The organism is Neisseria sp. 23W00296 (assembly GCF_044772855.1).
GTDB lineage: Bacteria > Pseudomonadota > Gammaproteobacteria > Burkholderiales > Neisseriaceae > Neisseria.
This window is the reverse complement of sequence record NZ_CP173024.1, coordinates 2,136,128-2,162,014: the sequence shown is the minus strand read 5'-3', so window position 1 is coordinate 2,162,014 and position 25,887 is coordinate 2,136,128. Positions and strand designations below refer to the sequence as shown.

The 25,887-nt window shown below is 53.5% G+C and carries 28 protein-coding genes and 6 tRNA genes; 16 read left to right on the top strand and 18 right to left on the bottom strand.

The window, feature by feature from the left end; genetic code table 11:
- Window positions 1-178 precede the first annotated feature (178 nt).
- Together rpoB and rpoC are read left to right on the top strand one after the other, a co-directional pair.
- Window positions 179-4,375 carry a DNA-directed RNA polymerase subunit beta gene (rpoB, locus tag ACG2K1_RS10815; protein ID WP_395429606.1) on the top strand — a complete coding sequence of 1,399 codons (4,197 nt, stop codon included), beginning with the start codon at window positions 179-181 and terminating at the stop codon, window positions 4,373-4,375.
- A 204-nt stretch (window positions 4,376-4,579) separates the two neighbouring features.
- Entirely contained in the window at window positions 4,580-8,791 is a 4,212-nt protein-coding gene (gene rpoC / locus ACG2K1_RS10810) for a DNA-directed RNA polymerase subunit beta' (RefSeq protein WP_009425980.1), read from the top strand.
- 151 nt (window positions 8,792-8,942) lie between these two features.
- Here the strand turns inward: rpoC and ACG2K1_RS10805 are convergent, their stop codons facing one another.
- A complete protein-coding gene (locus ACG2K1_RS10805) occupies window positions 8,943-9,728 on the bottom strand; it encodes a helix-turn-helix domain-containing protein (protein ID WP_395429623.1) in 786 nt (261 codons plus the stop codon).
- On the opposite strand from ACG2K1_RS10805, the gene ACG2K1_RS10800 reads away from it, so the two are divergent.
- Window positions 9,642-9,833 carry a hypothetical protein gene (locus ACG2K1_RS10800; RefSeq protein ID WP_395429624.1) on the top strand — a complete coding sequence of 64 codons (192 nt, stop codon included), beginning with the start codon at window positions 9,642-9,644 and terminating at the stop codon, window positions 9,831-9,833. The genes ACG2K1_RS10805 and ACG2K1_RS10800 overlap by 87 nt on opposite strands.
- Before the next feature lie 579 nt (window positions 9,834-10,412).
- Here ACG2K1_RS10800 and ACG2K1_RS10795 read toward each other — a convergent pair.
- From ACG2K1_RS10795 to hpnC, 3 genes are read right to left on the bottom strand one after another with little or no spacing between them, the layout of a single operon-like run.
- The gene (locus ACG2K1_RS10795; RefSeq protein ID WP_009425297.1) at window positions 10,413-10,685 is read right to left on the bottom strand and encodes a hypothetical protein; all 273 of its coding nucleotides are present in this window, start codon (window positions 10,683-10,685) and stop codon (window positions 10,413-10,415) included.
- A 42-nt stretch (window positions 10,686-10,727) separates the two neighbouring features.
- Window positions 10,728-12,266 (bottom strand): phospholipase D family protein, encoded by a 1,539-nt coding sequence (locus ACG2K1_RS10790; RefSeq protein WP_395429262.1) that lies wholly within the window; start codon window positions 12,264-12,266, stop codon window positions 10,728-10,730.
- 28 nt (window positions 12,267-12,294) lie between these two features.
- A complete protein-coding gene (hpnC, locus tag ACG2K1_RS10785) occupies window positions 12,295-13,110 on the bottom strand; it encodes a squalene synthase HpnC (RefSeq protein WP_009425295.1) in 816 nt (271 codons plus the stop codon).
- Window positions 13,111-13,336: 226 nt separating this feature from the next.
- Here hpnC and pgsA point away from each other — a divergent pair, with 226 nt between their 5' ends.
- From pgsA to ACG2K1_RS10750, 7 genes are all read left to right on the top strand, one after another.
- Complete coding sequence (gene pgsA, locus ACG2K1_RS10780) at window positions 13,337-13,900, top strand: CDP-diacylglycerol--glycerol-3-phosphate 3-phosphatidyltransferase (protein ID WP_395429261.1); 564 nt, start codon at window positions 13,337-13,339, stop codon at window positions 13,898-13,900.
- 76 nt (window positions 13,901-13,976) lie between these two features.
- A tRNA-Gly gene (locus tag ACG2K1_RS10775) sits at window positions 13,977-14,052 on the top strand.
- Window positions 14,053-14,077: 25 nt separating this feature from the next.
- A tRNA-Gly gene (locus tag ACG2K1_RS10770) sits at window positions 14,078-14,153 on the top strand.
- Between the two features lie 17 nt (window positions 14,154-14,170).
- Window positions 14,171-14,246: transfer RNA gene (locus tag ACG2K1_RS10765), tRNA-Gly, on the top strand.
- Window positions 14,247-14,283: 37 nt separating this feature from the next.
- Window positions 14,284-14,357 (top strand) — tRNA-Cys (locus tag ACG2K1_RS10760).
- Between the two features lie 17 nt (window positions 14,358-14,374).
- Window positions 14,375-14,452, top strand: a tRNA-OTHER gene (locus ACG2K1_RS10755).
- A gap of 42 nt (window positions 14,453-14,494) precedes the next feature.
- Window positions 14,495-14,584 (top strand) — tRNA-Leu (locus tag ACG2K1_RS10750).
- 16 nt (window positions 14,585-14,600) lie between these two features.
- Here the strand turns inward: ACG2K1_RS10750 and ACG2K1_RS10745 are convergent.
- The 9 genes from ACG2K1_RS10745 to ACG2K1_RS10705 all read right to left on the bottom strand — a co-directional run bounded on the left by ACG2K1_RS10745 (window position 14,601) and on the right by ACG2K1_RS10705 (window position 19,135).
- Window positions 14,601-15,518 carry a site-specific integrase gene (locus tag ACG2K1_RS10745; protein ID WP_395429260.1) on the bottom strand — a complete coding sequence of 306 codons (918 nt, stop codon included), beginning with the start codon at window positions 15,516-15,518 and terminating at the stop codon, window positions 14,601-14,603.
- Window positions 15,519-15,544: 26 nt separating this feature from the next.
- The gene (locus tag ACG2K1_RS10740) at window positions 15,545-15,910 is read right to left on the bottom strand and encodes a helix-turn-helix domain-containing protein (protein WP_395429259.1); all 366 of its coding nucleotides are present in this window, start codon (window positions 15,908-15,910) and stop codon (window positions 15,545-15,547) included.
- Between the two features lie 34 nt (window positions 15,911-15,944).
- The gene (locus ACG2K1_RS10735; protein WP_395429258.1) at window positions 15,945-16,169 is read right to left on the bottom strand and encodes a hypothetical protein; all 225 of its coding nucleotides are present in this window, start codon (window positions 16,167-16,169) and stop codon (window positions 15,945-15,947) included.
- A 4-nt stretch (window positions 16,170-16,173) separates the two neighbouring features.
- On the bottom strand, window positions 16,174-16,425 hold the full coding sequence (locus tag ACG2K1_RS10730) for a hypothetical protein (RefSeq protein WP_395429257.1): 252 nt from the start codon (window positions 16,423-16,425) through the stop codon (window positions 16,174-16,176).
- A 3-nt stretch (window positions 16,426-16,428) separates the two neighbouring features.
- The gene (locus ACG2K1_RS10725) at window positions 16,429-16,695 is read right to left on the bottom strand and encodes a hypothetical protein (protein WP_395429256.1); all 267 of its coding nucleotides are present in this window, start codon (window positions 16,693-16,695) and stop codon (window positions 16,429-16,431) included.
- Between the two features lie 2 nt (window positions 16,696-16,697).
- The gene (locus tag ACG2K1_RS10720) at window positions 16,698-17,141 is read right to left on the bottom strand and encodes a hypothetical protein (RefSeq protein WP_395429255.1); all 444 of its coding nucleotides are present in this window, start codon (window positions 17,139-17,141) and stop codon (window positions 16,698-16,700) included.
- 14 nt (window positions 17,142-17,155) lie between these two features.
- Window positions 17,156-17,620 carry a hypothetical protein gene (locus tag ACG2K1_RS10715; RefSeq protein WP_395429254.1) on the bottom strand — a complete coding sequence of 155 codons (465 nt, stop codon included), beginning with the start codon at window positions 17,618-17,620 and terminating at the stop codon, window positions 17,156-17,158.
- A 38-nt stretch (window positions 17,621-17,658) separates the two neighbouring features.
- Window positions 17,659-18,429, bottom strand: coding sequence for a conjugal transfer protein TraL (locus ACG2K1_RS10710; RefSeq protein WP_395429253.1), 771 nt, complete (start codon window positions 18,427-18,429; stop codon window positions 17,659-17,661).
- 160 nt (window positions 18,430-18,589) lie between these two features.
- Window positions 18,590-19,135 carry a TrbM/KikA/MpfK family conjugal transfer protein gene (locus tag ACG2K1_RS10705; protein WP_395429252.1) on the bottom strand — a complete coding sequence of 182 codons (546 nt, stop codon included), beginning with the start codon at window positions 19,133-19,135 and terminating at the stop codon, window positions 18,590-18,592.
- A 40-nt stretch (window positions 19,136-19,175) separates the two neighbouring features.
- Between ACG2K1_RS10705 and ACG2K1_RS10700 the strand changes: the two genes are divergently transcribed.
- Window positions 19,176-19,421: a hypothetical protein gene (locus ACG2K1_RS10700; protein WP_395429251.1), complete on the top strand. Its 246-nt coding sequence runs from the start codon at window positions 19,176-19,178 to the stop codon at window positions 19,419-19,421.
- Between the two features lie 803 nt (window positions 19,422-20,224).
- Here ACG2K1_RS10700 and ACG2K1_RS10695 read toward each other — a convergent pair.
- Window positions 20,225-20,866, bottom strand: a complete 642-nt coding sequence (locus tag ACG2K1_RS10695; protein WP_395429250.1) for a helix-turn-helix domain-containing protein — start codon at window positions 20,864-20,866, stop codon at window positions 20,225-20,227.
- Window positions 20,867-20,984: 118 nt separating this feature from the next.
- Between ACG2K1_RS10695 and ACG2K1_RS10690 the strand changes: the two genes are divergently transcribed.
- On the top strand, window positions 20,985-21,197 hold the full coding sequence (locus ACG2K1_RS10690) for a helix-turn-helix domain-containing protein (protein ID WP_114922571.1): 213 nt from the start codon (window positions 20,985-20,987) through the stop codon (window positions 21,195-21,197).
- Between the two features lie 2 nt (window positions 21,198-21,199).
- Window positions 21,200-21,973 (top strand): hypothetical protein, encoded by a 774-nt coding sequence (locus tag ACG2K1_RS10685; RefSeq protein ID WP_114922572.1) that lies wholly within the window; start codon window positions 21,200-21,202, stop codon window positions 21,971-21,973.
- An 11-nt stretch (window positions 21,974-21,984) separates the two neighbouring features.
- On the opposite strand, the gene ACG2K1_RS10680 is transcribed toward ACG2K1_RS10685, so the two are convergent.
- Entirely contained in the window at window positions 21,985-22,248 is a 264-nt protein-coding gene (locus tag ACG2K1_RS10680) for a hypothetical protein (protein ID WP_395429249.1), read from the bottom strand.
- Between ACG2K1_RS10680 and ACG2K1_RS10675 the strand changes: the two genes are divergently transcribed.
- The gene (locus ACG2K1_RS10675) at window positions 22,241-22,435 is read left to right on the top strand and encodes a hypothetical protein (RefSeq protein WP_395429248.1); all 195 of its coding nucleotides are present in this window, start codon (window positions 22,241-22,243) and stop codon (window positions 22,433-22,435) included. The two genes, ACG2K1_RS10680 and ACG2K1_RS10675, sit on opposite strands and share 8 nt — an antisense overlap.
- 58 nt (window positions 22,436-22,493) lie before the next feature.
- Here ACG2K1_RS10675 and ACG2K1_RS10670 read toward each other — a convergent pair whose 3' ends face one another.
- Window positions 22,494-22,952 (bottom strand): hypothetical protein, encoded by a 459-nt coding sequence (locus ACG2K1_RS10670; protein WP_395429247.1) that lies wholly within the window; start codon window positions 22,950-22,952, stop codon window positions 22,494-22,496.
- Window positions 22,953-23,435: 483 nt separating this feature from the next.
- Here ACG2K1_RS10670 and ACG2K1_RS10665 point away from each other — a divergent pair, with 483 nt between their 5' ends.
- Window positions 23,436-23,675: a FitA-like ribbon-helix-helix domain-containing protein gene (locus ACG2K1_RS10665; RefSeq protein WP_114922574.1), complete on the top strand. Its 240-nt coding sequence runs from the start codon at window positions 23,436-23,438 to the stop codon at window positions 23,673-23,675.
- Entirely contained in the window at window positions 23,672-24,091 is a 420-nt protein-coding gene (locus tag ACG2K1_RS10660; protein ID WP_114922575.1) for a type II toxin-antitoxin system VapC family toxin, read from the top strand. Before ACG2K1_RS10665 ends, ACG2K1_RS10660 begins: the two co-directional genes overlap by 4 nt.
- A gap of 94 nt (window positions 24,092-24,185) precedes the next feature.
- Here the strand turns inward: ACG2K1_RS10660 and ACG2K1_RS10655 are convergent, their stop codons facing one another.
- Both ACG2K1_RS10655 and mobC read right to left on the bottom strand, forming a co-directional pair.
- The gene (locus tag ACG2K1_RS10655) at window positions 24,186-25,268 is read right to left on the bottom strand and encodes a relaxase/mobilization nuclease domain-containing protein (protein ID WP_114922576.1); all 1,083 of its coding nucleotides are present in this window, start codon (window positions 25,266-25,268) and stop codon (window positions 24,186-24,188) included.
- An 83-nt stretch (window positions 25,269-25,351) separates the two neighbouring features.
- On the bottom strand, window positions 25,352-25,873 hold the full coding sequence (gene mobC / locus ACG2K1_RS10650; protein WP_162817680.1) for a plasmid mobilization relaxosome protein MobC: 522 nt from the start codon (window positions 25,871-25,873) through the stop codon (window positions 25,352-25,354).
- Between the last annotated feature and the right edge of the window lie 14 nt (window positions 25,874-25,887).

Here is a 25,887-nt window from a genome sequence, read left to right as displayed (position 1 = left end):
TGTGTCTGTTCGAATTGTTCTGGTGAATTTACTTAAATTTTCATATTGGTTTGCGAATTACCAACCGTAAAAATTTAAGTAAGTTTAAATGTCTGAAAAAGCTTTTCGGGCTGCTTGATTGTGATGAGCCGTTTTAGTCGGTTATTTTTTATTCATTATTTTGTTGGAGTGTTACGCCATGACTTATTCTTTTACTGAGAAAAAGCGTATCCGCAAAAGCTTTGCGAAGCGTGAAAACGTCTTGGAAGTCCCTTTTTTGCTGGCTACACAGCTGGATTCCTATGCTAAATTTTTACAACAGGAAAAGGGCTACGATAAGCGCATCGATGAAGGTTTGCAGGCTGCCTTCAATTCGATTTTCCCAATCGTGAGTCATAACGGCTATGCCCGTTTGGAATTCGTTCACTATGTCTTGGGCGAACCGCTCTTTGATATTCCCGAATGTCAGTTGCGCGGTATCACTTATGCGGCTCCTCTGCGTGCGCGTATCCGCTTAGTCATTCTTGATAAAGAGTCGTCCAAGCAGGATGTGGTAAAAGAAGTTCGCGAGAATGAAGTGTATATGGGCGAAATTCCCCTAATGACGCCAAGCGGATCGTTCATTATCAACGGTACCGAGCGGGTAATCGTTTCCCAGTTGCACCGTTCCCCCGGCGTGTTTTTCGAACATGATCGCGGTAAAACCCATTCATCGGGCAAACTGCTGTTTTCTGCGCGCGTGATTCCTTATCGCGGCTCTTGGCTGGATTTTGAGTTTGATCCGAAAGATCTGCTTTATTTCCGTATTGACCGTCGCCGCAAAATGCCTGTGACCATTCTTCTCAAAGCTTTGGGTTACAGTAACGAGCAGATTCTCGATACTTTCTACGACAAGGAAAAGTTTTACCTTTCCAAAGACGGCGTACGTACCGATTTGGTTGCAGGCCGTCTGAAAGGCGAAAGCGCGAAGTTGGACATTACCGATAAGGAGGGTAACGTCCTAGTTGCTGCGGGTAAACGAATTACTGCCAAACATATTCGAGATATCGAAAAAGCAGGCATCAAGCACCTGCCTGTCGATCCCGACAGTCTGGTGGGCAAGGTATTGGCAAGAGATGTTGTAGTTGAAGATACCGGAGAAGTGCTGGCTTCCGCCAATGACGAGATCACCGAGGAGCTGTTGGCGCAGTTGGATATTCACGGTGTTAAAGAAATCGAAACCCTGTATATCAACGACTTGGATCAGGGCGGTTATATTTCTGCCACTTTGCGTACCGATGAAACAAACGGCCAACATGCCGCACGCATTGCTATTTACCGCATGATGCGTCCGGGCGAGCCGCCTACCGACGAAGCAGTTGAGTTGTTGTTTAACAGATTGTTCTTTAACGAAGAGAGTTACGATTTGTCCCGTGTAGGCCGTATGAAATTCAATACGCGTACTTACGAGCAGAAGCTGAGCGACGAACAGAAAGCTTCTTGGTACGGACGTCTGCTGAATGAAACTTTTGCCGGTGCTGCAGAAAAAGGCGGTTTTGTGCTGAGCGTAGAAGACATTGTGGCATCTATTGCCACTTTGGTAGAGCTGCGAAACGGCCACGGCGAAGTAGACGATATCGACCATTTGGGTAACCGCCGTGTCCGCTCAGTGGGCGAATTGGTGGAAAACCAGTTCCGCAGCGGTTTGGCACGTGTCGAACGTGCGGTGAAAGAGCGTCTCAATCAGGCCGAATCGGAAAACCTGATGCCGACGGATCTGATCAATGCCAAACCCGTATCTGCCGCGATCAAAGAATTTTTCGGTTCCAGCCAACTGTCGCAGTTTATGGATCAGACCAACCCGCTGTCGGAAATTACCCACAAACGCCGTGTCTCCGCACTCGGCCCGGGCGGTCTGACCCGCGAACGCGCAGGCTTCGAGGTGCGCGACGTGCATCCGACCCACTACGGCCGCGTTTGTCCGATTGAAACACCGGAAGGCCCGAACATCGGCCTGATCAACTCGTTGTCGGTTTACGCGCGCACCAACGAATACGGCTTTTTGGAAACTCCCTACCGTCGCGTGGTTGACGGCAAAGTGACTGATGAAATCGAATATTTGTCGGCCATTGAAGAAGGCCGGTTCGTGATTGCGCAGGCCAATGCCGCCTTGGATGCAAAAGGCCGTCTGATTGACGAGCTGGTTACCTGCCGTGAAAAAGGCGAAACCATCATGGCTACCGTCGACCGTGTCCAATATATGGATGTGGCAACCGGCCAGGCGGTATCGGTAGCGGCTTCGCTGATTCCATTCTTGGAGCATGACGACGCCAACCGCGCTTTGATGGGTGCGAACATGCAGCGTCAGGCAGTTCCCTGTCTGCGTGCGGAAAAACCGATGGTGGGGACGGGCATCGAACGCGCCGTGGCCGTCGATTCGGCAACCGCCATCGTTGCCCGCCGCGGCGGTGTGGTCGAGTATGTCGATGCCAACCGCGTTGTGGTGCGTGTGCACGATGATGAGGCAGTGGCCGGCGAAGTGGGTGTGGACATCTACAATCTGGTGAAATTCACCCGCTCTAACCAATCGACCAATATTAACCAGCGCCCTGCCGTTAAGGCAGGCGACGTGTTGCAGCGCGGCGATTTGGTGGCCGACGGCGCTTCGACCGATTTGGGCGAGCTGGCGTTGGGTCAGAACATGACCATCGCTTTTATGCCGTGGAACGGTTACAACTACGAAGACTCGATTCTGATTTCCGAAAAAGTGGCCGCCGACGACCGCTACACCTCGATTCACATCGAAGAGCTGAACGTGGTTGCGCGTGATACCAAATTGGGTGCGGAAGATATCACCCGCGACATCCCGAACCTGTCTGAGCGTATGCAAAACCGTTTGGACGAATCCGGCATCGTTTATATCGGTGCGGAAGTGGAAGCGGGTGACGTGCTGGTCGGCAAAGTAACGCCTAAAGGCGAAACCCAGCTTACCCCCGAAGAAAAACTGCTGCGCGCCATCTTCGGCGAAAAAGCGTCCGACGTAAAAGACACTTCGCTGCGTATGCCCACAGGTATGAGCGGTACCGTAATCGACGTGCAGGTATTTACCCGCGAAGGCATCCAGCGCGACAAACGCGCCCAGTCGATTATCGATGCTGAGCTCAAACGCTACCGCTTGGATTTGAACGACCAACTGCGTATTTTCGACAACGACGCATTCGACCGCATCGAGCGCATGATTGTCGGCCAAAAAGCCAACGGCGGCCCGATGAAACTGGCCAAAGGCAGCGTCATTACTGCCGAATATCTGGCCGGCTTGCCGAGCAAGCACGACTGGTTTGACGTGCGCGTGGCCGACGAAGGTATTGCCAAACAGATGGAGCTGATTAAAGGCAGCCTGCAAGACAAACGCGAAGAAGCCGAAAGCCTGTTTGAAATCAAGAAAAAGAAAATGACCCAGGGCGACGAACTGCAGCCCGGCGTACAGAAAATGGTGAAAGTATTCATCGCCATCAAACGCCGTCTGCAGGCAGGCGACAAAATGGCCGGCCGCCACGGTAACAAAGGTGTGGTATCGCGCATCCTGCCCGTGGAAGACATGCCCTACATGGCAGACGGCCGTCCGGTCGACATCGTGTTGAACCCGCTGGGCGTACCTTCGCGTATGAACATCGGCCAGATTCTCGAAGTGCACCTGGGTTGGGCAGCGAAAGGCATAGGCGAACGCATTGGCCGCATGCTTGACGAGCAGCGCAAAGTCAAGGAAATCCGCAAATTCCTCGACACCATGTACAACGGCGATTTGGGCGGCCCCGATATGCACAAGGAAGACCTGTCGAAACTCAGCGACGAAGAAATCCTCACGCTGGCGCGTAATCTACGCAACGGCGCGACCTTCGCTTCGCCCGTATTCGACGGAGCTCACGAGAGCGAAATCAAAGCCTTCCTCGAACTGGCCTACCCCAGCGACGACCCCGAAGTGCAGAAACTCGGTTTCAACGACACCAAAACCCAGATTACGCTCTACGACGGCCGCTCGGGCGAGCCTTTCGACCGCAAAGTAACCGTCGGCGTGATGCACTATCTGAAACTGCACCACTTGGTGGACGAGAAAATGCACGCCCGCTCGACCGGCCCGTACTCGCTTGTAACCCAGCAGCCCTTGGGCGGTAAAGCACAGTTCGGCGGCCAGCGTTTCGGTGAGATGGAGGTATGGGCGCTGGAAGCCTACGGCGCATCCTACACCTTGCAGGAGATGCTTACCGTCAAGTCCGACGACGTCAACGGCCGTACCAAAATGTACGAAAACATCGTCAAGGGCGAGCACAAAATCGACGCAGGCATGCCCGAATCGTTCAACGTCCTTGTCAAAGAAATCCGCTCACTGGGCTTGGATATCGACTTGGAACGCCATTAAAACGGAGTTTCAGACGGCCTCTGCCTGCATGAGGCCGTCTGAAAAGACCGGAACCCGCCTGTTTTGTTGAAACAGAATACGGCAGGTATCTTTTCTTCCGTTTTCAGACGGCCTTTCCGCTGTCTGCAGGCCGTCTGAAAAAACGTTTCGGCATCCCATCGGCCGGACGGGACGAAAAACACACTTCCTTATTAAGGAGCAAAAATGAAAGCATTGTTAGATTTGTTTAATCCCCTGCAAGCCGCAGGAATGGAAGAAGAATTCGATGCCATCAAAATCGGCATCGCATCGCCGGAAACCATCCGTTCGTGGTCTTACGGCGAGGTGAAAAAACCTGAAACCATCAACTACCGCACCTTCAAACCCGAGCGCGACGGCCTCTTCTGTGCCAAAATCTTCGGCCCGGTCAAAGACTACGAATGCCTGTGCGGAAAATACAAACGCCTGAAATTCAAAGGCGTCACCTGTGAAAAATGCGGTGTGGAAGTGACTCTGTCGAAAGTGCGCCGCGAGCGCATGGGGCATATCGAACTGGCCGCGCCCGTCGCCCACATTTGGTTCCTCAAATCCCTGCCTTCCCGCCTCGGCATGGTGCTGGACATGACCCTGCGCGACATCGAACGCGTGTTGTATTTTGAAGCTTTCGTTGTCACCGATCCCGGCATGACGCCGCTGCAACGCCGCCAGCTGCTGACCGAGGAAGACTACTATCAAAAGCTTGACGAATACGGCGATGATTTCGATGCCAAAATGGGTGCGGAAGGTATCCGCGACCTGCTGGCAAGCCTCAATATTTCCGCCGAAGTGGAAATGCTGCGTCAGGAATTGGAAAGCACCAACTCCGACACCAAAATCAAAAAAATCGCCAAACGCCTGAAAGTGCTGGAAGCCTTCCAGCGCAGCGGCATGAAGCTCGAATGGATGATTATGGACGTGCTGCCCGTGCTGCCGCCCGATCTGCGCCCGCTCGTGCCTCTGGACGGCGGCCGTTTTGCCACATCCGATTTGAACGATCTCTACCGCCGCGTCATCAACCGTAACAACCGTCTCAAACGCCTGCTCGAACTGCACGCACCCGACATCATCGTGCGCAACGAAAAACGCATGCTGCAGGAAGCGGTGGATTCCCTGCTCGACAACGGCCGCCGCGGCAAAGCCATGACCGGCGCCAACAAACGTCCGCTCAAATCTCTGGCCGACATGATTAAAGGCAAGGGCGGCCGTTTCCGTCAAAACCTGTTGGGTAAACGAGTCGACTACTCCGGCCGTTCCGTGATTACCGTCGGCCCCTACCTGCGCCTGCACCAGTGCGGTCTGCCGAAAAAAATGGCGTTGGAACTGTTCAAACCGTTTATTTTCCACAAACTGGAACTGCGCGGCGAAGCGTCTACCGTCAAAGCGGCAAAAAAACTGGTTGAGCAGGAAGTGCCGGTAGTTTGGGATATTTTGGACGAAGTCATCCGCGAACATCCGATTATGCTCAACCGTGCGCCGACCCTGCACCGCTTGGGTATCCAGGCCTTCGAGCCGATTCTGATTGAAGGCAAAGCCATCCAGCTTCATCCCTTGGTGTGCGCCGCATTCAATGCCGACTTCGACGGTGACCAAATGGCCGTCCACGTTCCTCTGAGCCTGGAAGCGCAGATGGAAGCCCGCACCCTGATGCTGGCTTCCAACAACGTGCTGTCTCCTGCCAACGGCGAGCCGATTATCGTGCCCTCGCAGGACATCGTCTTGGGTCTCTACTACATGACCCGTGACAAAATCAACGGCAAAGGCGAAGGCAGCCTGTTTGCCGATGTGAAAGAAGTGCACCGCGCCTACCACACCAAACAGGTCGAATTGGGCACGAAAATCACTGTGCGCCTGCGCGAATGGGTGAAAAACGAAGCGGGCGAATTCGAGCCGGTGGTCAAACGCTACGAAACCACCGTCGGCCGCGCCTTGTTGTCCGAAATCCTGCCCAAAGGCCTGCCTTTCGAATACATCAACAAGGCTCTGAAGAAAAAAGAGATTTCCAAGCTGATTAACGCATCGTTCCGCTTGTGCGGTCTGCGCGACACGGTGATTTTTGCCGACCACCTGATGTACACAGGCTTCGGCTTCGCGGCCAAGGGCGGCATCTCCATCTGCGTCGACGATATGGAAATTCCGAAAGAGAAACCGCAGCTGCTGGCCGAAGCTCAGGCCGAAGTGAAGGAAATCGAAGACCAATACCGCCAAGGTTTGGTTACCAACGGCGAGCGCTACAATAAAGTGGTCGATATTTGGGGGCGCGCGGGCGACAAAATCGCCAAAGCGATGATGGACAACCTGTCCAAACAAAAAGTCATCGACCGCGACGGCAAAGAAGTCGAGCAGGAGTCGTTCAACTCCATCTACATGATGGCCGACTCCGGTGCGCGCGGTTCCGCCGCCCAGATTAAACAGCTTTCCGGCATGCGCGGCCTGATGGCCAAACCGGACGGCTCGATTATCGAAACGCCGATTACCTCCAACTTCCGCGAAGGCTTGTCGGTACTGCAATACTTTATTGCGACACACGGTGCGCGCAAAGGCTTGGCCGATACCGCCTTGAAAACCGCCAACTCCGGTTACCTGACCCGTCGTTTGGTAGACGTTACCCAAGACTTGGTTGTCATTGAAGACGACTGCGGCACTTCCGACGGCTTCGTCATGAAAGCCGTGGTGCAGGGTGGCGACGTGATCGAACCGCTGCGCGACCGCATTTTGGGACGCGTGGCCGCGCAGGACATCGTCGATCCTTCCAGCCATGAAACCCTGGTGGAAGCAGGCACGATGTTGTCCGAGCAGCTTGTCGACCTCATCGACAATTCGGGCGTAGACGAAGTGAAAGTACGCACGCCGATTACCTGTAAAACCCGCTACGGCCTGTGCGCCAAGTGTTACGGCCGCGACCTTGCGCGCGGCAAACTGGTCAATGCGGGGGAAGCCGTCGGCGTGATTGCCGCCCAGTCTATCGGCGAACCCGGCACACAGCTCACCATGCGTACCTTCCACATCGGCGGTGCGGCATCGCGTGCGGCAGCAGCCAGCCAGGTGGAAGCCAAATCCAACGGTACGGCACGTTTCAACAGCCAGATGCGCTATGTTGCCAATAACAAAGGTGAGCTCATCGTCATCGGCCGCTCCTCCGAAGTCGTCATCCACGACGATATCGGCCGCGAGCGCGAGCGCCACAAAGTGCCCTACGGCGCGACGCTTCTGGTTCAGGACGGCGCAGCCGTCAAAGCCGGCACCACCCTGGCCACTTGGGATCCGCACACCCGCCCGATGATTACCGAACACGCCGGTACGGTGAAATTTGAAAACGTCGAAGAAGGAGTTACCGTCGCCAAACAAACCGACGAAATCACCGGCCTGTCCACACTCGTCGTCATCGACGGCAAACGCCGTTCCAGCACCAGCAAACTGCTGCGTCCGACCGTGAAACTTGTCGACGAAAACGGCGAAGAAGTCAAAATCCCCGGCACGGAAACCCCCGTGTCCATGGCTTTCCCCGTCGGCGCCGTGATTACCGTGCGCGAAGGACAGGAAATCGGCAAAGGCGACGTACTGGCGCGTATCCCGCAAGCCTCCACCAAAACCCGCGACATTACCGGCGGTCTGCCGCGCGTGGCTGAGCTGTTTGAAGCCCGCATCCCGAAAGATGCCGGCATGCTGGCCGAAGTAACCGGCACCGTCTCCTTCGGTAAAGAAACCAAAGGCAAACAGCGCCTGGTGATTACCGATGTCGACGGCGTGGCACACGAAACCCTGATTTCCAAAGAGAAACAGATCCTCGTCCACGACGGCCAAGTGGTGAACCGCGGTGAAACCGTCGTCGACGGCTCCGTTGATCCGCACGACATCCTGCGCCTGCAAGGCATCGAAGCCCTGGCGCGCTACATCGTGCAGGAAGTGCAGGAGGTTTACCGTCTGCAAGGCGTGAAGATTTCCGACAAACACATCGAAGTCATCATCCGCCAAATGCTGCGCCGCGTGAACATCGCCGACGCAGGCGACACCCGCTTCATCACCGGCGAACAGGTCGAGCGCGCCGACGTGATGGCCGCCAACGAAAAAGCCCTGGCCGAAGGCAAAGAGCCTGCCCGCTTTGACAACATCCTTTTGGGTATTACCAAAGCCTCGCTCTCCACCGACAGCTTCATCTCCGCCGCGTCCTTCCAGGAAACCACCCGCGTGCTGACCGAAGCCGCCATCATGGGCAAACGCGACGAATTGCGCGGCCTGAAAGAAAACGTCATTGTCGGCCGCCTGATTCCCGCCGGTACCGGCCTCACCTACCACCGCTCCCGCCGCCGCCAATGGGCGGAGCGGCTGGCAGATGCGAAGGCCGAAGATACCGCGCTGACTGCCGCCGAAGCTGCCGCCGACAGCGGATTGGAAAACTGACCGCAGGAAAAAACGCCGTCCGAAAAGACGGCGTTTTTTATAACCGGACGAATCAAACAAATCCCGCGCAAATTTGTTGCTGTTGTTTCGGGTAGGGAAGCCAAACGTTATTAAGCGGATGTCGGCATGAGTAACAAAATGGAGGCTGAGTCTAAGGTTTAATTGAGAAATAATCCTTAACAAACATAATCTTATTCTCTTTACTCATGCCGTTATGGCACGCCAAATGGCGCTTTAAGCCCGCAAACATACCGTCAAGCAGGTTAGTGGTGTTTGGGATATTCAAATCGGGATATTGCTCAAACACAAACAAGTAAGCCAAATTCCGTTTCAGGTTGAAATATGCGCTTCTGAGCTGCTTATGCGTGTAATGCGACTTGCCCGTTTCGGGATTGGTTTTGCCTTCGCTCAGGTAGTTTTGGTGTTGCCCAAACCACTTTTGCAAACCGCTTTCAAACTCTGTTTTACTGCTGTTTTTGAGTGTTAAAGCCAACCGCCAAAGCGCCCTGCCTGCTTCGGTTTTCGGGTTGCGCGTCAGGTAGCGGCTGATGGTTTTAACCTGATGAAACTGACAGAGTTGAACGGGAAAGTCGGGAAACATCTGTGCCAAACCGCGCCGTCCGTCGCAAACGATGCTTTGTATTTCAATGCCTTTGGCTTTCAGTCTGCCTATGGCTTGGGCATATAGCGTGTTGGTTTCGTATTTGGCTTCGCTGACGGGCAGGGCTTTGCCGCTGATGCTGTCGAACAGAACCATGACGCCGAACGTACGGCCGAAGTGGGTGGTGTCCATGATGACGTTGGCTACTTCGGGAGCAATGAAGTGCGCTTCAATTTGAACCTTTTTGAGATGTCTCAGAATGGTCTGCCTGCTGCATCCGTAAGTTTTGGCAAGCTGTACGGCGGTTTGTCTGCCTTCTCTGTATCTCTGCCATATTTTCTGCGGATTAAGCCATCTGCCGCCATCAAACTGCCTGCCGCAGAGGTGGCATTTGTGGCGTTGTTTGCCGTTTCGACAGCCGTTCTTTTTGACTTGTTTTGAGCGGCAGAAAGGGCATTTTTTGTATTCAAAGCCTTTGATCTCTTTTAAAGCCTTATATAGTGAGCCAAAATAAAAAATCTACGGCGTTGCTGCGCCTTGCCGTATTACCCATACTGTCTGCGGCTTGCTGCCTTGTATCTTTTTTATTTTGGCTCACTATAGGATAAGGCTTGCAGGGATTCTTAGCCTCCATTTTGTTACTTATGCCCGGATGTCTTTGTTTTGTTGTAAAGTCTCGGATATTGGTGCTTTGGGGCTCATTGTCAGTATTGCCCAGCATGTTGTGTACCGTCATCCTGTCGCCGGTGCAGCTGGTTTTCTTTCCCGTATTGTTACTTTGGTGTGGTGGCAGAATCACTTCGATAGTATGGTGAGGCGTTTGTACTCTACGGTGACCCGCGGAGGCACGTTAATCAGTTTGTTCGGATGGTCTATTAAGTTAGTAATGTTTTTTCTTTGGCTTTCATGAATCTGTTTGATCAGCGGCGTGCGGGTAAATATGCAAGAGTGCCGCGGAGTTAAACACTCTTGCGGCCGTGATTGGTTTTAACTTCATTGAAACTTCGCTTTCAGACGGCCTCAGTCTTCCTTTGTGCCTTTATCCTGATACGGAATTTGGTCGGAACCGGTCATAAAAAAGAGAATTTTGCAGGCGGCCGGCCAGCAGAGAAGGGCGCAGGGCAGGGCGGCCAACCAGCCGGTTTTGATGTACAGGTAAACGGGTAGGCCGAGCAGGAACAGGGCGGTGGAAAAGGCAATGAGGCGCGGCAGTATCAGCAGCATATTCGCCAGCAGTATCAGGGCGCAGAGGGCGGCGAAGCCCCACAGCAGTACGGTGATGACGAAGTCCACGGCATTCCCCTTGTTGGTTTCAGACGGTCTGCAAACGGGTGCTCACAGCAGTTTTTCAATCGGCAGCAGCGACAGGATGTTGTTGAGCAGGCGTTTCCACAGGCCGGCGTCGGGTTCTTTTTTCAGCAGGGTGTCGGGCTGGTCGGGGTCTTGCCAGCGCAGGCGTTTTTTTTGGTGGTCGAGGACGACTTTGTAGGCGTACTCGGGGGTCATTTGTGCCAGTTCCTGCCGCATTCCCGAGGCGATTTCGCGGCTGTCGAGGACGATGCCCATTTCGGTGTTGAGGCGGGCGGAGCGGGGGTCGAAGTTGAGCGAGCCGATGAAGACGCGTTTATCGTCGACGACGAAGGTTTTGGCGTGCAGGCTGGTGGCGGAGCTGCCGGTGAGGCCTTTGTCGCGTGCTTTCGGAGGGGCGAAGTCGGGTTTGACTTCGTAGAGTCCGACGCCCGCTTCGAGCAGGGCTTTGCGGTAGCGGGCGTAGCCGGAGTGGACGGCGGCAACGTCGGTGGCGCGCAGGGAGTTGGTGAGCACGGTGACGGCGACGCCTTTTTTGCGGATGGCACGGATGACGTTCATGCCCCATTTGCTGGGGACGAAGTAGGGGGAGACGATGAAGAGGTCGCGCTGCGGTTCACCCAGGGTGTCGAACAGTTTGTCGGCGACGGAGGGTTTTTCGCGGCTGCGTGACAGGCCTTTGGCGGGGTCGTCGCTGACGAGGCGGGCGTCGGCGTAGAGCCAGGGGATGGTGCCGCTGTCGACGGCAGCGGCCAGCGGGGAGCTGCGCAGGTCTTCGAGGTAGCTTTCGCGCACGGCGGCGTCGCTTTGGCGCGAGCGGTTTAGTTTCAGACGGCCTTTTTCGGCGTCGGCGCGTTTGGCGATGTCGGCGAAGGGGTAGCTCGAACCGCTGGCCCAGTAGCGGTCGAAATCCTGCGAAACATCGGTGACGACGGTGCCGCGCGCGAGGACGTCGAGATCGGCGAAGCCGGTTTCGGTGGAGACGTTGAAGTATTCGTCGCCGATGTTGCGGCCGCCGACGATGGTGTAGCGGTTGTCGGCGGTAAGGGATTTGTTGTGCATGCGCCGGTTGAGGCGGGGAAAGTCGGTGAGGTAGCCGAGGGCGCGGAAGCGGCGGTGGGTGAAGGGGTTGAACAGGCGGATTTCGATGTTGGCTTCGGCGTCGAGGGCGGCGAGTACGTCGTCCATGCCGCGCGTGTTGTTGTCGTCGAGCAGCAGGCGCACGCGCACGCCGCGCCGGGCGGCCTGTTGCAGCATTTGGAACAGCATTTTGCCCGAGACGTCGTTGTGCCAGATGTAGTAGGCGATGTCGAGGGTGCGGTCGGCGTGTTCGATGAGGACGGCGCGGGCGACGAAGGCGTCGTGCGGGTCGGCCAAAAGGTAAACGCCGCTTTGCTCTGTCTGTTTTTCAGACGGCCTGCCTGCGGGCAGGGCGGCTTCGAGGCGGGGGGCGCTTTCGCTTTCGATGTAGGTGGAGACACTGCGGCCGGCGAGGTCGGGCAGCGACTGGCAGGCGCCCAAGAGCAGGGCGGAGCCGGAGAGGAGGACGGGTTTGCTCAGGTTCACAGGCGGTTTCCGGGTTGTTTCAGACGGCCTATTTCTTCATCACCGCCCGTTTGACGATCAGCCACCAGTCCTGCCGTTGCAGCACGGGGCGTTCGGTGAAGACGTCGTAACCGGCGGCGTCGAGTTTTTGCAGAATCATTTGGCCGCCGACGACGATCATGCGCAGTTCGAGGCCGATGCGGCCTTTGAGCGTGTTGCCCAAGGGCGAGCCGGCTTTGAGCATTTTAAAGGCGCGGTCGCACTGGTAGGCCATCAGCCGCCGGAAGGCGAAATCGGCGCGCCCTGCGGCAATCTGCTCTTCGCTGACTTTGAATTTGGACATGTCGTCCTTCGGGATGTAGATGCGGCCTTTTTCACGGTCGATGCCGACGTCCTGCCAGAAGTTGATGAGTTGCAGGGCGGTGCAGATGCCGTCGCTTTGGGCGATGCTGCGGCTGTCGCTTTCGCCATAGAGGTGCAGCATGATGCGGCCGACGGGGTTGGCCGAGCGGCGGCAGTAGTCGGCCAGCTCGGCGAAGTTTTGGTAGCGGGTTTTTTCCACGTCCTGCGAAAACGCGCTCAAAAGGTCGTGAAAGGGTTGCAGCGGCAGGGAAAAGGGGGAGACGGCTTCGTTGTTCAGACGGCGCATCAGGGCGGTTTGCGGCTCTTGTCCCGCGCCGATGCGGCCGAGTTCTTCCTTCAATGCGTTCAGGGCGGCCAGCCGTTCGGCCGCGGGCGCGTCGCCCTCGTCGGCCAAATCGTCGGCATGGCGGGCGAAGGCGTACACGGCGTGCACGGGGCGGCGCAGGCGGCGCGGCAGCGCCCACGAGCCGACGGGGAAGTTTTCGTAATGGTTTGCAGACATGGTTTCCTGTTGCCCAATAATAAAGAAAGCCGCTTTTCAGACGGCCTGTTTGAACGGTGCAACATTCTAAAACAAAGCCTCCGCCGTGAAAACCGAAGGCGCGGGCAATCCGCTATAATGCCGCACACACACACCGCGCCCTAGCGGTTTCAGACGGCCTCCCGCCATACGGAGGCCGTCTGAAAAACAAGGCGCGCACGCCCAATCCGTACGAAAGAATCACGACATGCCGTGGAACATACCGATACTGCTCACTTGGATGCGCGTCGTCCTGATACCCGTGTTCACCCTGCTGTTTTACCTGCCCGAAAGCTGGATTGCGCCGCAAACCGCCAATTGGACGGCCGCTTTTGTCTTCGCCGCCGCCGCCGTGACCGACTGGTTCGACGGCTTTCTTGCCCGCCGCTGGAAGCAGACTTCCGACTTCGGCGCCTTTCTCGACCCCGTCGCCGACAAACTGATGGTGGCCGTCGCCCTGATTCTGCTTGTCAGCCTGCACCGCACCCACGCCATTTTTGCCATGGTGATCATCGGCCGCGAAATCACCATCTCCGCCCTGCGCGAATGGATGGCGCAGATGGGCAAACGCGGCAGCGTCGCCGTCGCGCAAATCGGCAAACTCAAAACCACCGCGCAAATGGCCGCCATCCTGCTTCTGATTGTCGGCGAACGCGACTGGCACGGCTGGAATTTGCTCATTGTCGGCAACGCATTAATGGCCGCCGCCGCCGTGCTTACCATCTGGTCGATGTTTTACTACCTCAAAATGGCATGGAAGGACTTCAAATAAATCCGCCACGGCGCTTGACAGTCAAACAAAAGACACTATAATGGCGCCTTCTTTGCCCTAGGGCAGCGAAATACAAGCGGGAATAGCTCAGTTGGTAGAGCGCAACCTTGCCAAGGTTGAGGTCGCGAGTTCGAGACTCGTTTCCCGCTCCACAGTTTGAAATGCAATCCGGTCTATGCGGGAATAGCTCAGTTGGTAGAGCGCAACCTTGCCAAGGTTGAGGTCGCGAGTTCGAGACTCGTTTCCCGCTCCATAAAACCGTATTCGTATGCGGGAATAGCTCAGTTGGTAGAGCGCAACCTTGCCAAGGTTGAGGTCGCGAGTTCGAGACTCGTTTCCCGCTCCATAAAACGAAGTTGTTGTCAGACAACTTTTTTCTTTATGGCGGGATAGCAAAGTGGTTATGCAGCGGATTGCAAATCCGTCGACGCCGGTTCGATTCCGACTCCCGCCTCCACAAATCTCAAGCCTCACGGCGGGGTGGCAGAGTGTTGATGCGACGGGGTGTGCAAACCCCGTACAGGCCGGTTAAAATCCGCGCCCCCGCCTCCAAAGTTTTATCTCTGCTTTTTCCTCCTTTCGGGCAGGGATAAAGCCCGGATGGTGAAATTGGTAGACACAACGGACTTAAAATCCGTCGCCCCTGATACGGGCGTACCGGTTCGATTCCGGTTCCGGGCACCAGAAATTTAAAGCTCAATCAATTAGTTGGGCTTTTTCTTTTTCCTGGTACTTTTCTTGACTTCAAAACGGACTGTGTCCATTTTGTGTCCGAATTTTCTACTGTGCCTCCCATTAGATTGTCCAATGCACGCGAATGCGTCAGCAGATGTGCGGACGACAAGTGGGCATAGCGTTCTACCATCGCCATACTCTCCCAGCCACCCATCTCTTTCAACACCGCAACAGGCACGCCGCTCTGTATCAGCCAACTTGCCCATGTGTGCCGGAAATCATGCCAGCGAAAATCACTTATACCGGCATCAGCCAGTGCCTTTTCCCAAATCTTGCGGTTCAGTTTGGTAATGACTCTGCCATTTTGCGTAAAAACGTATTTCCGGTGCATCCCCATCCTTTCAGACAGAATATCCAGCGAACGGTCATTCAATGGCACGGCTAGAGGGCGGCCGTTTTTGGCTTGATCGGGATGGATCCATGCGGTGCGGTGCTGCAAATCCACCTGCTCCCAAGTCAGACCGAATACGTTGCTTTGGCGCAGTCCGGTGTTCAGGCTGAAGAGTGCCATCTGCTGCCAAACCCCGGGAAGCGCATCAACCAGCCGTTGTGCATCTTGGGTAGTCAGCCAGCGGATGCGCTTTTTCGGTTCTTGGTACAGCGTCAGCTTGGGTGCCTTGTCTATCCACTCCCATTCCCGTTCTGCTTTGTAAAGAATGGAACGGATCAGGGCGAGATAGCGGTTTTTGGTGCTGTTGCCGCAACTGAAAGCAGCAACGTTATCCATGACCAGTTTGCGGCTGATTTGGTGCAAATAAACGCCGCGCAGAAAACCAAGCCGGCGTAAGCGGCGGATATCGTCGATAATGCTCTTTTTACCCCCTTTCTCTTGCAGCCATTTGACTGCGGCTTCGTCCCAAGTCCGTTTGGGCTTGGTGCCCATCCGCGTCTGCTGCCAAAGTTCGTGTTCTAGCTTGGCACGGAGTTCTTGGGCTTTCTGCTTGTCTTGTGTGCCAGCAGATCGTCTAAGACGCGTGCCGCCCGGGAGGCGGATGTCAAGATACCAGATGCCGCCCCGCTGATAGATTCCCTGTCGGGATTTTGATTGTTTGGACATTTTTGTTCACTCCTGCTTGGGAGTGATGCCTGCACGGCATCATTCTCTTTTTCAGCTAGAAAAGCGTCAAGTGTGCTGTAGCGGATAACGAAACTGCGCCCTACTTTGACGGCGGCAAGTTTTTGGTCGCGGATCAGCTCGCGCACGGTCTGTGGGTGGACTTTGAGAAAGGCTGCGGCTTCCTCAACGTTATAGGTTGGCTGTGCTAATGGCGGCATGCTCTTCTCCTAATACAAAGGCAGCCTGAAAGTTTCAGGCTGCCTTGACGGTTTGTTCGATTTCGCCAATATCGTTGTCATCGAGATAACAGCGTATCGGGTAGCTGGCTTTGATGGCTTCCCACTCTCTGCGCTGCAGTCCCATGCTTTCAACCAGCGAAGCCAGGGAATAACCGCCCCTGCCATGAATGAAACCGAGTATTTGCGCTTCGGCCAGTGCGATTTGGCGTTCCGCATCTTGCGGTGTGTTCTGTTCCATGTGTTTATTCCAGAGTTTCAAAAACTTCATACGGTGCGTTTTCCCGCATTCTGCCCAACAGCTCTGCCATGCGGCGGCGCGGTGCATTGGCTTCCAACACCAACCAGTGTTTGGGCGTGATGTGAAAAAACAGGCAGTAGCGCCTGTCGCTACCGGCCAGCGGCACAAGACGGTAATGCGGATAACGGTCGGATGCCGGCATCACATCCGGGGGCAGTTTGGTTGAGCGGAGTGTTGCAGGTGTGGTATTCAGCATGGTTTACTCCTTTTTATCCAACCAATCTCCAGCATTTGCTACGCAATCAGCATCCACATAGCGGATTTTTTCGCCTTCTATGGAACGATAGCGTTCGCCATACACTTTGATTTTCAGACGGCCACCCGGCATTTTTTTCAGGACATCGCAGTACATCAGATAGTGGATTTTTGACTTTAAATTTAACGAGTGGGTGCATTTCAAAAGATGCTGCCCCTGCCAATTCTGCGGTTGATCTGAATATATGCGTCGCGTCATGGTTAATTTCATTTTTACCCTTCTCCAAATATTTCCCGACGTTTGGCATCCGTTTGTGCGTCGTATTCGGCTTTGGCTTTGGCCAAATAGGCACGGGCGAAGGCTTCTTTGTCAGTTTCGCGTTGGTTGTCCAGCTCTTGATAGATTTGCATCATTTCCCGTCGTATAGGGAAAGGGTTATCTTCGTTGAAAGCAAGGATATAGTCCTTGTTAAATAACGACAATGTAATCATGGCAAAAATAAATATAGCCGCTATAGCCGCTGTAACAAGTGGGCTTTTCAGTACCATTGAAATAGCTATTGCAACAACAAAAACAAAAATACCGGCCAACAGCATTTTCCTTTCTCTGCGCTGATTGACTGCAACAGATTCCGGAGTTTGCCTAAATATTTTTCTCTCTATTATCAAAGCACAGGCATTAAATATCTCATCAGCTGTAAATGGTTTTTCGTTCATTCCTATTTACCCTTTCACTTAACCAACCAAACCGCCAATCCTAAAATCAGCAGTTGCACAACAAGCAGCAGGATTACGGCTTTCAGCAGTAATTTTTTCAGGCTGCCGGTAAAACCGTCCAAATGCCGCTGCGCCTGTTTGGCAGCCTGTTGGGAAACATTGCGCTGCAGTTCGGCTTGGCCGGCAGCGCGGTCGGCGCTGTTCGCCTGCAAAATTTCCGCGACCATTTGCTGCTTTTTGTGCTCCATCTGCTGCACCGCTTCCAGTACCGGGGCGGCAGTCTCAGCAAAAACAGCCTGAAAACCTGCCATTGCCTGCTCGTGTTGCCGCGCCCAAGCCGTTTGGAAATTGGTAAAAACCGCAGCCAGTACGGCCTGTTGAATCAGCATATCGGTCATGGCCGGATCGTCGGCTTCTATTTTCAAACCGGCTTGGGTCAGGACGGCGGCAGCCAACTCGTCGGCATCCAGCAGACGCATGGACGGGATTGCCTGCCCTGTTGCCGTGCCAAGCGGATTCATGACCGACTCTCCACTTCGGCGGCCGCTTGTTTGTTTTGCGTGGCAAGGAAGGAAACATCGTCCAACTGCGTCCAAATGGTATCGCGCAGTTTCAACAACCGGTTGCGCGCCCAACGGCCAAATTCGGCGGCATCAATTTCGTCAAACGTCAGGTTGCGCTCGGTCATATCGGCGATGTTTTTGCCGTAGGTGTCGGCATTGAGCGCGGGAATACGGATAATGCCGGCGATGCGTTTTTTGTATTTTTCATAGACCTTGAATTGGTCGAAGGGCTTGCCGTTGTCGTGGATTCTGCCCTTATGCTCGTTCAACCAAATGACCGCGTCGGCATTGACAGCTTTCAATATCTGCCCCATACCTTTCAAGCACTCATCCCTTGCCTGCCCGCCGTTGAGCGGAATATGCAGTACCAGGCGCACACCTTCGTCAGCGAGAATGTCGGCGACGTCGTTTTCGGCGATATAGGCCATCAGTGGTCCGAAAGTGGCGGTGCCGTTGTCCACTACGCCGTAGCCGTCGGTATCGATCAGGCTGTCCATCAAACCGTCGAAATGGGAGGTGTCGATGGTTTGGGTCGTCTCATCCAGCAATTCGATAATTTGCGGCGACAATGCGGCATAGTTGGCCAAGGTGTGATTGTTGGGATCGGTGTCGAAACAATAGACCGGAGCGTCCGCCCGGTCGTGCAGGTATTGTGCCAGCAGACAGGCGGTAAACGACTTGCCGACGCCCCCTTTTCCCTGCAACACAAAATGGACTTCTTTCATAAAAACCTTTCTGTAATGCCGGCCACCCGATTGCCGGCGGCCGGCCGGAATAAAAAGACCCGCAATAATGGTAGGATTGCGGGTGAACCTGCCTAAATCATTTATGCTAAGGCAGGAGTGAACGGAAGGCAGCCTGAAAACTGCCTTGTTTGGTTTTAGATTACTGTCCCACCCACCGGCCGCCGTTGTCAGGCGTACCCTGATAGCGGATGTGTTCGTTCATGTCCGTCCACGGATGATCGAAGTAGGCGCGGCAATACGACGGCGGGGTGTCTCTGATGCGCACCTCCTTTTCTATCCGGCAGTTGTCACCGTGATAACCGGTACATTTATATGTTTCCACAACATAGCGCAGTTGCCGGTTCAGCGACTCAGCATCACACCTTCCCGCCCCGTTAGCCAGAGCGCCGATCAGATCGGACATCCCGTCCTCTCCCGAGGCAGGGCACATTTTCAGGAAATTGAAACGGGCACGGATGGTGTCGCCTAATTTTTTATGGTGGATGGAAAAATAACGGCGAAGCGACGGCGCGCACTCACCCGGCCGCGTACCGCTCGACAGGCACAAAACGGCTTCACAAGCCAGCCGTGTGTCACCCGTCAGTTCTTTGCCCAAATCCTGCACTTTGTCCAAGGCTGCCGCCTGAACCGGCAGAACGGCGGCAACAGCGGCGGCGGCAAACAGAGTTTTGATTTTTGCTTTCATAATTGACTCCTAAATATCCGCCAAGGGCGGAACAATAAAAATGCCGCCCGATAGTGCGGCAGCATCCTTGCTTTTGTCAGATAAAAACCGGATAATTGCGGCCTCTCACAGCGTGATTACCCTGTTTTTCACCAACGAAGAAGCCGCTTTTGCAAGAAAGCGGCTTTTTCATATCCTGACAACCCTCACTGCCCATCCTTCGGCACACCTGCTGACAGAGGCCGCCCGAACGCTGCCGGACATCAGTCTGTCCACCAGCCGCAGGGCTGCCGCCTGCGTCGGATAAACGCCCGCTTCGGTAACTGCTTGCGGTTTGGGTTTGTTCTTCATAAAAGTCATAATCAAATCTCCTGATTTGGTCTTAAAAAAAAGCAGCCTGAAAACGGTTTCAGGCTGCCTAGAAGAGAATACCGGCCTATTCATGCATTAATGCCCCGGCCAAGACAAAGCTGCGGTGTCCCAAAGTATACGGTAACGACAGGCCACACCTGCGCCGCTGCGTCCTTTCCGCCTTTACTGCCGGTGGAAACGACAAGCCTGCCGTTAAAGTTCGGTTTGATTTAATAATGTTCTGCTTTTTTGCTCACCTCCCTGCTTGTCTTATCAAAAAAGGACAATTCCCCAAACAGAAGCCTGCTTATGTCCTGCACAAGCAGGCTTGAATTTGGGTAATGTTCAGGCCGTCTGAAAAGACGGCTCTATATATATAGACGGGTCAAACCCGTTTGCCCGCAGATGCGGGTTTAAAGTCAAATTGTCGTTTGGGGCTTGTCCGTAGATTATCGCCCCGCATCGGGGATACGCCCCGATTACAAGATACGTCCGGCTGCCGCCTGTTACCGGACGCGAACGCGCCACCCGGATGCACGGTATTTACTTGCGTCGGCCTGTCGGATAAGGCCGGCAGCCTGTTAACGCTTTCCCCTGACTGCTGGGCGGCTGCAACGCTGACGGATTGTTAAGGATCAATTTTGCGTAAATCGCAATTTATGTCATTCTGCATTATTTTCTAATTTGCGTCAAGCGCAAATTAGAAAATAATTTAAAGCCACCCACTTTTGCAACAAATGGGCGGCTTGCTAACCAGATTTACTTTTTAGATCTAAATCTTCGATGCTCTACCATTACTCCAATTATTTCCACTTGATATTCCCACGATTGAATGGTCTCAAAATTTTCGTTGGTAGGCTGTAGTTCAAATCGCTGGCCATTTTGATCAATGCCGCGCTTCTGAAATCTACTTAAAATTATCTCATTCAAGTCTCTAACAAGGCTTAAAACTACATCGCCAGCATCTGGTTGAAGTTCTGAATCAAAAATTAAGACATCACCAATTTTCATTTCAGGAAACATTCTTTCATTATTGACAACAAATGCAAAAACGGCACCCGAATATTCCGATGAAGTAACTATCCAATCAGTAATTCCCTGATGATTTAGCTGATTTTTAATAATGTTCCAAACTTCTGCTTGCTTTTCGTCAATACATGGAATCTTAGAAAAGCCTTCAGGGAGTGTTGGCTCATCTTTTTTTGTTTTGTCAGTAAATAAATCGGTAACGCTACAATTTAGTGCCTTGGCATACAATTCGATTTTTTCCAAGGGTACGCTTTGTTTTCCATTTTCAATGCGCGAAATATTGCCTGCATCAGAATTAACCTCTAAGGCTAATGCCTCTTGCGTCAATTTCAATTCTCTTCGCCGCTGGCGAATCATCTGTCCTATTTCCATCCCGCAATTCTTACTAGAATTTGCGTTTGGCACAAAGCTAATTGCGCAAATTATCCTTGCATTAAATTTGCACATAACGCAAAATATCCCAGTTTTTAACACTGGGAAGTCAAAATAAATGAGCACACCTTTGCGAAAAATCAGAAAAGCGCGAGGTCTTACGTTGGCTAAATTAGCGGAACTTACAGGATCAGATGCTGGCAATATTTCAAGAATTGAGCGCGGTATCCAAACACCAAGTAAGGAATTGGCAGAGAAACTAGCAAATGTCTTTTCTCAAAATGAAATAACGGAAATAGAGATCATTTTTCCTGAACGATTCTCTAGTTGATAATGCTCATCCCCGACCTCAAACCCCACCTGACGCAAGCCTTCTCCCCGTTGTACACGGACTTCATTCCGCTGTGCGACGGCAATATGCAGGCATGCGAACTGCTGGCCAATCTGTTTCATTGGACGGAATGGGCGGAACAGCAGCCGGATTACCGCGAACGCTGCGGGTGGATTTACAAGACCGCCGAGCATCTGAAAGCGGAGCTGGGCATGAACCGGCGCGGCTATCAGAAAGCACGAGCCTGTCTGCTGGATTTGGGTGTTATCCAATACCGGCGCGGCGGGGTACACGGCAAAATGCACTGGCTGCTGAATGTAGCCAAACTGGCCGAATTGATTTACACCAAAGTGCGCGGCCGTCCCGCGCCCGTGTTCAAATCCGGCGAACAGTTCGATGCCGACGGTTTCAGGCTGCCTGCCTTTGTACCGCTGGATTTGTGGAACGCCTATCTCAAAATGCGTGCCGAAAAAGGCAAGCCCGTTTCCGCCTCGCAAAAGAAAAACCTGCTCAAAACCCTGACCGGCTTTCACAAGAGAAAGCTGGATCTTTCCGTCATCATCAATAATGCCGTCAACGGCGGCTGGTTCGGCTTTTATGCACCAGACAACCGACCTACTCCCTCTGTTGGAAACGACGGCAGTGCCGCCGCGATGGCCGAATATCAAAAGGCAATGGCCGAAAAAGCCAAGCCGCCGCCCGATCCGCCGCCCCGCAGTCGCAATCCCGACAACGAAGCCAGGCTAAAAACGCTGGATCTTCTGAAAAAACGCTGAAAAGGCTGGCTTTACGGTACAGCCGCTTTCAGGCTGCCTGCAAAGCGTAAAACCGGCCGTTTTCCCTGCCCAAACCGCCAATTTTCCCCGCCCGAGCCGTTAAAAAGCCGCCGGCGGGATTTTTTTGCCCGCAAAACGGCCGGTTTTCTCCCGCAAAACGGTTTTTTTCCTGATTTTCTGCCGTTTTTCTTCTGTTTAAATTCCCCTTTTTTATCATGTCTTTGTACAAAACGGGCAAAGTACACTGCACAAAACGGCACAAGCTCTTTGCTCAAAAAAACCAAACTCTATACAGAGATAACTTACAGAGACGACAGGCATAGAAAAAGCAGCCTTCAGGCTGCTTTGGCGGATTTGGTTTTTTATTTTTTAGGGAGTGGCTCACAGCGCGCCGGAATGAGATCAGGCGGCCTTTTCTTGTTGCTCAAAAAACAGGCGGAGTATTTTGCAAAAGGAAAATAGCCGCTTAGGAACCGATGAAGCAGCTTATCCACATTATTTGTGGACAGCCATACCTGTTTCAAATCAGATCTTTTACATCCACATCTTTCGCAGGCCATTCGAACTTTCTGTTCCCTACATGGACATCGTCCAATTTACGGATACGCTCAGCCTCTTTTTGTTCGTCTTCCGGTATCGTGGCTGTTTCCGACTTTTCCGATTCGTGTCCGTTCTGCTCTGAAAGCGGCGCATCAATTTGTCGCTTCTGACTGCCTTTCCGCTGCCTGCCTGCCGTCTTTTTTTCCTGCAATGGGGTGCTGTCGCCGTACTGTTTCTCTTGGCGCGAACGGATAAACACACTCAATGTCATCTGGCTGACCTTGATGCCGTTGGCTTCCAAAAACTCCAATATTTGCTTTTGGGTATAGCCGTTGTCTTTCAGCGTGAAAATATCATCAGCCCACGGATCCAGTCTTGAAGACTTTGCCGCTGCCTTTCTCTGAGCCATAAACTCATCTACCGTTATCTTTTTGTCCATCGCATAAACCTTTATAAACGCTTATAACTACATAAAAATATTTAAACATACTTATAAACATATTTACCGACATTTTAAACGTTTATAAGTATGTATAAAATCATAATTACAGTTAATTATTGAAAATATAAATACATTTATTGTTAATTTTACGTTAATTAAAAATATAATTTAATGGTTATTTTGTTAAGTATTGGCAAAATATAGGGATATTTTGAGCTTTAAGGGTTTTAAAACTGTAAATAAAGGCTGTTATTGTCAGCGCGGAATTTTTCATTTTTCAAAAAACAAAATCAAAAACAAATAAACAATACAAAACTAAGAACGCAGGATAGGCTTGCGCCGATAAAACGACCCCTATCGGGGAGAATTCCGCCTCACGGCGGAAACGCCGCTGCGCGGCTACGGTGCAAGCCCTAAGTGTTGCTATCAGTTTAAAAAATTGATAGCATTAGTCTGCTTTGTCTTAGGAGACAACAAATCATGGCATCCGTCCTCATCAGAAATCTGTCAGACAGCACCCACAACGCGATCAAATCCCGGGCACGGGCGGCCGGCCGCAGCACAGAGGCTGAAATCCGCCTGATACTGGATGCCGCCGTACAGGCTAAAAATCCTGTTCGGTTAGGATCTCTTTTAGCTGGGATAGGTAGGGAAATTGGCGGTGTGGAGTTGGAAGATGTCCGCGACAGATCAACAGGTATTGAAGTGAATTTCGAATGATTTTGCTGGATACCAATGTTGTTTCAGAAGCGCTGCGTCCTGAGCCGTCTACCAAAGTCATTTCATGGCTGGACGAACAGGTTTGGGAAACGCTCTATTTGTCCGCCATTACGGTTGCGGAATTGCGGATGGGGGCTGCCGTATTGCCTGACGGCCGCAAAAAGGATTTGCTGGTCGATCGTTTGGAAAACAGAATATTTCCGTTATTTGAAGGGCGGATTCTGTCTTTTGACGAGCCGGCGGCGGCGGTTTATGCACAAATACGTTCGACCGCCCGCAAACAGGGCAAAGCGGTTGCCGCTGCAGACGGCTATATCGCGGCTACGGCAAAATTGCATAGAATGGTTGTGGCAACGCGGGACGTTTCTCCTTTCCGTGCGGCAGGAGTGAAGGTTATTAATCCGTGGTCGGATTAAAATCCGGCGGCAACAAAAAAAGCAGCCTGAAACGGTACGGATACCGTTTCAGGCTGCTTTTTGCTGGGTGTTTGATGGTTGTAAAAATGCCGGTTTAACGCTCGATGTCGCCGTTGTCGCGTTCCGGCCGCTGCGGTGTGGGTGTTTCAGGCTGCTTGTGCGCTTGCTCCCGCCTGCGTTGCAGCAAGGCGGTGCGCTGTTTGTCGTATTCCTGCTGCATCCGCGTATCGTGGCCGGCTTCGGCAAGCTGCTGCGCCAGTTTGGCGATGTCACGTGCTTCGGTTTTCATGCCGGAGGCGTAGAGGCTGCGGGCAAGCCCTTTGTAGCGTTTAACCAGTTCGGCGCGGGTATCCGTGCTTTTCCTGCGGTAGGGATTGTCCGGCCGACGGCCGTTTTGCAGGGCGGCTTTCAGGCTGCGGTCGCGCTCGGTGCTGACGCGGGATTTGTTGCCCGGTTGCCGTTTGGCCAGCCGGCGGTCGATGGCGCGGACGGTGCCGTTCTGCCCTTTAACCGTTTTACCCCGGTGCTGGCGGCGAGTGGCGGCGCACTGCACACCTTCGTCGCGCAGTTTTTCGGCAAAGCGCACGCGCCACTCAAACAGATCGTTTTTGCGCGGGTTGATGCGCTGCCCCATGCTGTCCCGCATCAGTACGCACAGGTGGACGTGCGGGTGCGGCGGCTCTTTCGGATCGTCGGATTCGTGGTGCAGGCCGAAGGCGTAGAGGTGGCCTTTGAACTGCTCGGCGGCAAACTCGCGGGCGGCGTTGAGTACGGCCTGCGGCGGTGTGCCGGCGGGCATGGAAAGAACGATGTTGAGGGCTTCGCGGTGTTTGGTTTCTTCTTCGATGCCCAGGGTGTCGCGCCAGTGGTCAAGGTGATTTGTGACGGCCTTTTTGCCGTGGAGCTTTTCGCCGTCCTGCGTTTCCAACTCTATTTTGCCGTTGCGGGAAACGTAGTCGAGATGGTTGCGGATGCCCTTCACGCCTTTGGAATTGCTGCTGTGGCGTTTGGGAATTTTGACCATCACTTCAGGATGCTTGCGTGCGGCCGCGCGCAGGTTGGTGAGGGCAGTGCCGGTTTTCAGGGGACGTCTGCTACCGCCGGAAAGCGGATGCCGCCGTCCCTGAACGGCAAAAGTGTCGTATAAAAACCACTTGTCCAAATCGGTGTGTTTCATGGTTTTCTCCGTTGTGCAAACGAAAAAAGGCAGCCTGAAACCTTGTTCGGGTTTCAGGCTGCCTGCTTGGGTAAACCGGCTGTTCAGTTTTCCTGCCGCTGCCGATGGTCGCGGATGATGGCGGAAACCTGTTTTGTATGGTTGCGGATCATTTTTTCTAACTCCCTGATGTGTCTGTCCGACAGGGACGCGCTCTCACCGGCGTTCAGATGGCGGGCGATTTGGTTGAGGTTGCGGCCGATGGCACCGAGCTGGACGTTGGACTGGTACAGTGCGGCGATTTCATTGTCGGTCAAAACCGGATTTTGTTCGGCATACTCGGCCAAGATGTGCAGTGCCCTGCGGTTTGCGGACATCTTGGCCTGTTTTGCCGCAGTATCCAGCCATTGGGCAAGATAGTGCGGCAATTTGAGTTCCAGCCTTGTTTTTCTCTCATTGCTAAAATCTGCCCTGACCGCTTCCGTTTTGTTTTCTCCCAACCCGGCCAGCAGTAAATCTCGCGCAAGCAGGGAAATATTCGGTTTTCCGTAACGTTGTGCGGATAATTCCGACAAGCGTTCGTACGCTTCCGGCGGCAGGCCATATACTTTCAGCGGTTTGTTCATTCTCTCTCCCATTC

Bases quoted from the DNA above. Each gene is read 5' to 3' on its own strand.
- rpoC (WP_009425980.1), top strand. From the start codon at position 4,580: ATGAAAGCATTGTTAGATTTGTTTAATCCCCTGCAAGCCGCAGGAATG.
- ACG2K1_RS10740 (WP_395429259.1), bottom strand. From the start codon at position 15,910: ATGCCGCCATTAGCACAGCCAACCTATAACGTTGAGGAAGCCGCAGCC.
- ACG2K1_RS10670 (WP_395429247.1), bottom strand. From the start codon at position 22,952: ATGGACAAAAAGATAACGGTAGATGAGTTTATGGCTCAGAGAAAGGCA.
- ACG2K1_RS10730 (WP_395429257.1), bottom strand. From the start codon at position 16,425: ATGCTGAATACCACACCTGCAACACTCCGCTCAACCAAACTGCCCCCG.
- ACG2K1_RS10715 (WP_395429254.1), bottom strand. From the start codon at position 17,620: ATGCGTCTGCTGGATGCCGACGAGTTGGCTGCCGCCGTCCTGACCCAA.
- ACG2K1_RS10690 (WP_114922571.1), top strand. From the start codon at position 20,985: ATGAGCACACCTTTGCGAAAAATCAGAAAAGCGCGAGGTCTTACGTTG.
- hpnC (WP_009425295.1), bottom strand. From the start codon at position 13,110: ATGTCTGCAAACCATTACGAAAACTTCCCCGTCGGCTCGTGGGCGCTG.
- ACG2K1_RS10720 (WP_395429255.1), bottom strand. From the start codon at position 17,141: ATGAACGAAAAACCATTTACAGCTGATGAGATATTTAATGCCTGTGCT.
- ACG2K1_RS10735 (WP_395429258.1), bottom strand. From the start codon at position 16,169: ATGGAACAGAACACACCGCAAGATGCGGAACGCCAAATCGCACTGGCC.
- mobC (WP_162817680.1), bottom strand. From the start codon at position 25,873: ATGAACAAACCGCTGAAAGTATATGGCCTGCCGCCGGAAGCGTACGAA.
- ACG2K1_RS10695 (WP_395429250.1), bottom strand. From the start codon at position 20,866: ATGGAAATAGGACAGATGATTCGCCAGCGGCGAAGAGAATTGAAATTG.
- ACG2K1_RS10700 (WP_395429251.1), top strand. From the start codon at position 19,176: ATGCCGCCCGATAGTGCGGCAGCATCCTTGCTTTTGTCAGATAAAAAC.
- ACG2K1_RS10660 (WP_114922575.1), top strand. From the start codon at position 23,672: ATGATTTTGCTGGATACCAATGTTGTTTCAGAAGCGCTGCGTCCTGAG.
- ACG2K1_RS10665 (WP_114922574.1), top strand. From the start codon at position 23,436: ATGGCATCCGTCCTCATCAGAAATCTGTCAGACAGCACCCACAACGCG.
- ACG2K1_RS10685 (WP_114922572.1), top strand. From the start codon at position 21,200: ATGCTCATCCCCGACCTCAAACCCCACCTGACGCAAGCCTTCTCCCCG.
- ACG2K1_RS10745 (WP_395429260.1), bottom strand. From the start codon at position 15,518: ATGGGCACCAAGCCCAAACGGACTTGGGACGAAGCCGCAGTCAAATGG.
- pgsA (WP_395429261.1), top strand. From the start codon at position 13,337: ATGCCGTGGAACATACCGATACTGCTCACTTGGATGCGCGTCGTCCTG.
- ACG2K1_RS10655 (WP_114922576.1), bottom strand. From the start codon at position 25,268: ATGAAACACACCGATTTGGACAAGTGGTTTTTATACGACACTTTTGCC.
- ACG2K1_RS10705 (WP_395429252.1), bottom strand. From the start codon at position 19,135: ATGAAAGCAAAAATCAAAACTCTGTTTGCCGCCGCCGCTGTTGCCGCC.
- ACG2K1_RS10710 (WP_395429253.1), bottom strand. From the start codon at position 18,429: ATGAAAGAAGTCCATTTTGTGTTGCAGGGAAAAGGGGGCGTCGGCAAG.
- rpoB (WP_395429606.1), top strand. From the start codon at position 179: ATGACTTATTCTTTTACTGAGAAAAAGCGTATCCGCAAAAGCTTTGCG.
- ACG2K1_RS10725 (WP_395429256.1), bottom strand. From the start codon at position 16,695: ATGAAATTAACCATGACGCGACGCATATATTCAGATCAACCGCAGAAT.
- ACG2K1_RS10800 (WP_395429624.1), top strand. From the start codon at position 9,642: ATGTCTCAGAATGGTCTGCCTGCTGCATCCGTAAGTTTTGGCAAGCTG.